Consider the following 5,002-nt stretch of genomic DNA (forward strand, 5'->3'; position numbering starts at 1 on the left):
GCCCCAGGGACGCTACGCTATTTTGTTAGCCGCTCTTAGCGATGCGCCATCACGGCCTGCACCAGGTCGGCGATGGAGCGCACTTTCATCTTGTCCATCATCTTGCCGCGATGGGCTTCCACCGTTTTGATGCTGATGCCCAGTTCGTCGGCAATCACTTTGTTCATCTTGCCTTCCACCACCTTGTCCAGTACTTCGCGCTCGCGGCTGGTGAGCGAGGCCAGGCATTCGGCCAGGCGGTCGCGGGCGGCGCTGCTGGCTTGCTGCTGCTGGCTGAGCGACAGTGCGCTGTCGACAGCTGTGAGCAGGGCTTGCTGGTTGAACGGTTTTTCCAGGAAGTCGTGTGCGCCACGTTTGACGGCCTGCACCGCCATTGGCACATCGCCGTGGCCGGTAATGAAGATCACCGGCCAGGGGTTGTGGCGGGCGCAGAGTTCGTCGAACAGTTCCAGCCCGCTCATGCCGGGCATGCGGATGTCCACGATCAGGCAGCCGGCGCCCTGTGGCTGGAAGTTTTCCAGCAGGGCTTCGGCACTGGCATGACAGGAGATGGCGTAATCGTGGCTTTCCAGCAGGAAAACCAGCGAATCGCGGAAAGCTTCGTCGTCGTCGACGATGTGAACGTGAGGAGAGCTGGCACTCATGTTTCGGACACCGGTAGCGTGAATCGGAAAATACTACCACCACCGGGATTGTCTTCCACCCACAATTGGCCTTCGTGGAATTCGATGATGGTGCGGCAGATGTTCAGGCCCATGCCCATGCCTTCGGCCTTGGTGGTGAAGAAGGCATCGAACAGGCGTTCTTTCAGGTCCAGCGGCACGCCGTGGCCGTGGTCGCTGATTGCGATCTCGATGCGGCGCGGGTTGAGCTGGCGGGCTTCCACATGCAGCACCCGCTCGCTGGCCGGGCAATCCTGCATGGCTTCGATGCCGTTCTTGATCAGGTTGAGCAGTACTTGCTCCACCAGGATGGGGTCGACGTACAGGGCAGGGAGTGCCGGGGCCAGTTTGACGTCGATGGTGGCGGCCTGACGGCGCGCTTCGATGTCGGCAATGGCCAGCGAGGCTTCGATGATGTCGGTGAGCAGGCAGGTCTTGCGGTCTGGCTCGCTCTGTTTGACGAATTCACGAATGCGCCGCACCACGGTGCCGGCGCGCTCGGCCTGGGCGGTAATCTTTTCCATGACCGGCAGCAGCGTTTCCGGTGTGGCCTTGCCCTGGCGGATACGCTCGATGCAGCCGGCCTGGTAGTTGGCAATGGCGGACAGCGGCTGGTTCAGCTCGTGCGCCAGGGTGGAGGCCATCTCGCCCATGGTGACCAGGCGCGAGGTGGATTGCAGCTGCTGCATCTGCTGCTGGTAGCGCTCTTCGGCGTCGTGCTGCTGGGTGGTGTCGGTGAGAATGGTCATGGACACGATGCGTCCGTTCACCCAGCGTATGCTGCGCCGGCGCATGGAGATCCAGCGGGCTGGCGGGTCCATCCACACTTCCATGTCCACGTCGCGGGCGCTGCGCATCAGCTCGACCAGGCGCAGGTCACAATAGCCCAGCTGGCTGTTGGCCGGCTGGTCCGGGGTAAACCATTGCTGGTAGCGCTGATTGCAGAACAGCAGCTCCAGCGTGGCGGGGTCGACCACGGCCACGGCGGCATCCAGTCCTTCGATGACGGTGACGAAACGGTCGTGCGAGGCTTCCAGCCGGCGCTGGGCTTCCAGCCGCTCGGTGATGTCGGTCAGCACGGCCATCCAGCCGGTGTGCCGGCCATGGGCGTCGATGAGGGGGGAGGCCAGGATGTGGGCGTCGAATTCTTCGCCGTTCTTGCGTTGCAAGATGGACTGGAAGCCTTCGGGTGGGGCGTTGCCGGCCAGGGTGTCGTCCAGGTCACGCCGGTTGCCCTCGCTGAGCGGGCCTTGCCGCCAGTAAGGGTAGGGCGCGCCCTGGCCGATCAGCTCTTGCTCGCTATAGCCGGTGAGGGCGCAGAACGAGGGGTTGACGTAGCTGATGCGGCCTTGCAGGTCGATGGCGCGAATGCCCACCACCAGCGAATCTTCCATGGCCTTGCGGAAGGCTGATTCCTGGCGCAAGGCCTGCTCGGCTTGTTTCTCGGCGGTGATGTCGCGGCCGGATACATAGGCTACGCCGCTGTCGGCCAATGGGCTGAGCGCCCAGACAATCCAGCGCACTTCGCCGTGCTTGGTGAGGATGCGTGTCTGCACGAAGCGGTCGGTGCCGCCGGTATCGAACAGGCGCTCGAAGCTGTCGCGGGCGCTTTCCCTTTCCTCGGGCAGCAGGTAGTTGAGGAAGGAAGTGCCCAGCAATTCGTCGGCGCTATAGCCCAGCCCCTGTTCGAAGGCAGGGTTGAGCTGCAGGATGGTGGTGTCGCGCCGCACCACGCCCAGCATTTCCTGCGACAGCTTGTAGACGCGGTCGCGTTCGCGCTCGGCCTCCACCCGGCCACGAATATGGCGGTTGAGGCTGAGCAGGCTGAGCAGGGTCAGCAGGGCCATGCCGCCGATCAGCCCCAGTTGCAGCAGGCGGGCCTGGGTCATGGCACCGCGTACCGGGCGGGCGCTGATGCTCAGGCCGGTACCGGGTAGTTCCAGCTTTTCCGCCGGGCCACTGCGCAGGCGATTCTGCGCATTGCGGGCGATGGTATTGCCGTCGCGGGTTTGCAGTTCCAGCTGGTATTTTTCGCTGAACCAGGCCGGGGGCAGCCGTCTGACCACATTGTCGGCATCGAAGGTGGCCACCAGCATGCCGTTGAACTGGCCGTTCTGGTAGAGCGGTATATGCAGCTCGTAACGCCAGCTGCCATTGCTGCGGCGAAATGGGGCGCTGTAGGCAAAACGACCATTCTGTTGTGCCAGCTTGAAGGCATCTTGTGCCTGGATGCTGCCACCGGGTGAGAGCGGTCCTTCTTCGTAGGGTGCGGTCCAGCGCAGCAGGCCATGGCTGTCGCTGCGCGCGACTGCCAGCATCTCCGGCGTGTTGGCCAGTAATTGCGAAGCCTGGGTCTGGAAGGCGGCTTCATCGGTTTCGCCGCTGCCCAGGCTGCGCGCCAGATCGGTCAGCTGGGCCAGATTGTCTTCCAGCTTCAACTGCAGGGTTTGTTCGGCCCACAGGGCATCACGGGCCAGATTGCTTTTTTGTTGTTCTGCTTCGCGGGCATCCAGTGTCCACAGCATCACCCCCATGGTGAGGAAGAACAGCACGATGGTGGTATTGGGAAACAGCTGGTACCAGCCGCTGCGTTTGCGAAACTCGTAAAAGCGGGGTGTGCGCATAGAGGGCGGGAGCGGGTGGGTGGCGAAGAGCCGGGTCGCAGGCGAGCCGGAATGATTTGCTCCAGTTTACGACAAGCAGCGGCGGCTGGCTGTAAGGGTTGGCCCCCGGTTGTGGCCTGCCGGCAAGTCAATGCGTATGGCACTTGAGTCCATGCCTGTGCCGGGGGTAATCTCGCGGCTGGTTTCAATCAGGCGGGAAGACGGGCGGCATGCGCGGGATCAGCTTAATGGGTGGGGCTTTATTGTGCCTGGCGTGCGGCCTGGCAGTGGCTGCGGTGCAGCCCATCCGCATTGGCGTGCCAGGTGCCTTTACCGGAGGCTCTGCGCCAATGGGCCTGAGCATGCGCAATGGCATCCGGCTGGCGGCGGCGGAAATCAACCGCAGCGGCGGGCTGCTGGGCCGGCCGATCGAGCTGGTGGAGCGCGACGACGCAGGCCTGCCGGCGCGTGGCCTGAAGGTGGCGCAGCAGCTGCTGACCCAGGAGCGGGTGGTGGCGGTGGTGGGCTTCGTCAACACCGGGGTGGCTCTGGCAGCCAGCAAGAATTATCAGGACGCGCGCGTACCGGTGATGCTGGCAGTGGCAACGGCGGCTATCCTGACACGCCAGTTTCCGCTGCATGGCAATAGCGACAATTTCATTTTCCGGGTGGCTGCCGCCGATGACTTGCAAGCACCGCTGATCGTGCGCGAGGCGGTGCAGCGTTCCGGCTATCGCAAGCTGGCCATTTTTGCCGACAACACCAATTACGGCTATCAGGGGCTGATGGAGCTGGACCGCGCACTGGCCCAGCATGGGCTGAAACCCAGCTATGTGGCGCGCTTCAACCTGCAGGAGCGGGATATGGCCAATGCCCTGCTGCAGGCACGCAATGCCGGCAGCCAGGCCATCCTGACTTATGCCATCGGCCCGGAGCTGGCCGAGCTGGCCAATACCATGGCGCGCATGGACTGGAAAGTACCCATCATCGGTAGCTGGACGCTATCGATGTCCAATTTCATCGACAATGCCGGCCCCAACGGCGAGGGCGCGCGCATGGTGCAAAGCTATATTCCCGACGAGGATGACAGCGGACGCCGACGTGATTTTCTCGATGGCTACCAGTGGTTGTTCCATACCCGGCGCATTCCATCGCCCCCTTCGGCGGCGCAAGGCTATGACGGCATGAAACTGATGGCGGAGGCCATCCGCCAGGCCGGTTCGCTGGATGGCGAGGCCATCGTGCACGCGCTGGAAAACCTCAAGCAGCCGGTGGCCGGGGTGATCACCACTTACAAGCAGCCTTTCAGCCATACGGATCACGAGGCGCTGGAGCTGAATGTGCCGGTGATCGGCAAGGTGGAACGTGGCAGGGTGGTGTATGCCTACCCGGCCGACAAGCCGCGCCGCTAGAAGCTGTTCACGATCCGGCGCAAGACCTCCCGCCGAGCATAAACAGCTGCCAACACCTGCTGACTGCGGCTCAGGTAGTGACGCCGCGTTCGCTGGCGATTTGCTGGATGGCGGTTACCACCGAATCTGCCCCGCTACGGATCTGGGTGATGATGTCGCCGACCTTGCCGACATTGTCCACGCTGGAGCGTGCCTTGACGCCAATCACGCTCATGCTGTCCACCGCCGCCCCGGTACTGGTCTGGATGGATGACACCATCTGCGAAATTTCTGCGGTGGACGCACTGGTGCGCTCGGCCAGCTTGCGCACTTCATCGGCCACCAC

Annotated in this window: 4 protein-coding genes; 1 reads left to right on the forward strand and 3 read right to left on the reverse strand. The window is 63.3% G+C overall.

What is annotated here, in order from left to right; all coding sequences use genetic code 11:
- Positions 1 to 35: 35 nt before the first annotated feature.
- Positions 36 to 644: a response regulator transcription factor gene (locus EAY64_RS19795; protein WP_103526444.1), complete on the reverse strand. Its 609-nt coding sequence runs from the start codon at positions 642 to 644 to the stop codon at positions 36 to 38.
- Positions 641 to 3,286, reverse strand: coding sequence for a PAS domain S-box protein (locus EAY64_RS19800; RefSeq protein WP_103526446.1), 2,646 nt, complete (start codon positions 3,284 to 3,286; stop codon positions 641 to 643). Before EAY64_RS19800 ends, EAY64_RS19795 begins: the two co-directional genes overlap by 4 nt.
- 227 nt (positions 3,287 to 3,513) lie before the next feature.
- Between EAY64_RS19800 and EAY64_RS19805 the strand changes: the two genes are divergently transcribed.
- The gene (locus EAY64_RS19805) at positions 3,514 to 4,677 is read left to right on the forward strand and encodes an ABC transporter substrate-binding protein (RefSeq protein ID WP_226034169.1); all 1,164 of its coding nucleotides are present in this window, start codon (positions 3,514 to 3,516) and stop codon (positions 4,675 to 4,677) included.
- A gap of 70 nt (positions 4,678 to 4,747) precedes the next feature.
- Here the strand turns inward: EAY64_RS19805 and EAY64_RS19810 are convergent.
- Positions 4,748 to 5,002, reverse strand: a 255-nt coding sequence (locus EAY64_RS19810) for a methyl-accepting chemotaxis protein (protein WP_305000389.1), incomplete at its 5' end; no start/stop codon positions are given.

The organism is Aquitalea palustris (assembly GCF_003693445.1).
Taxonomy (GTDB): Bacteria; Pseudomonadota; Gammaproteobacteria; order Burkholderiales; family Chromobacteriaceae; genus Aquitalea; species Aquitalea palustris.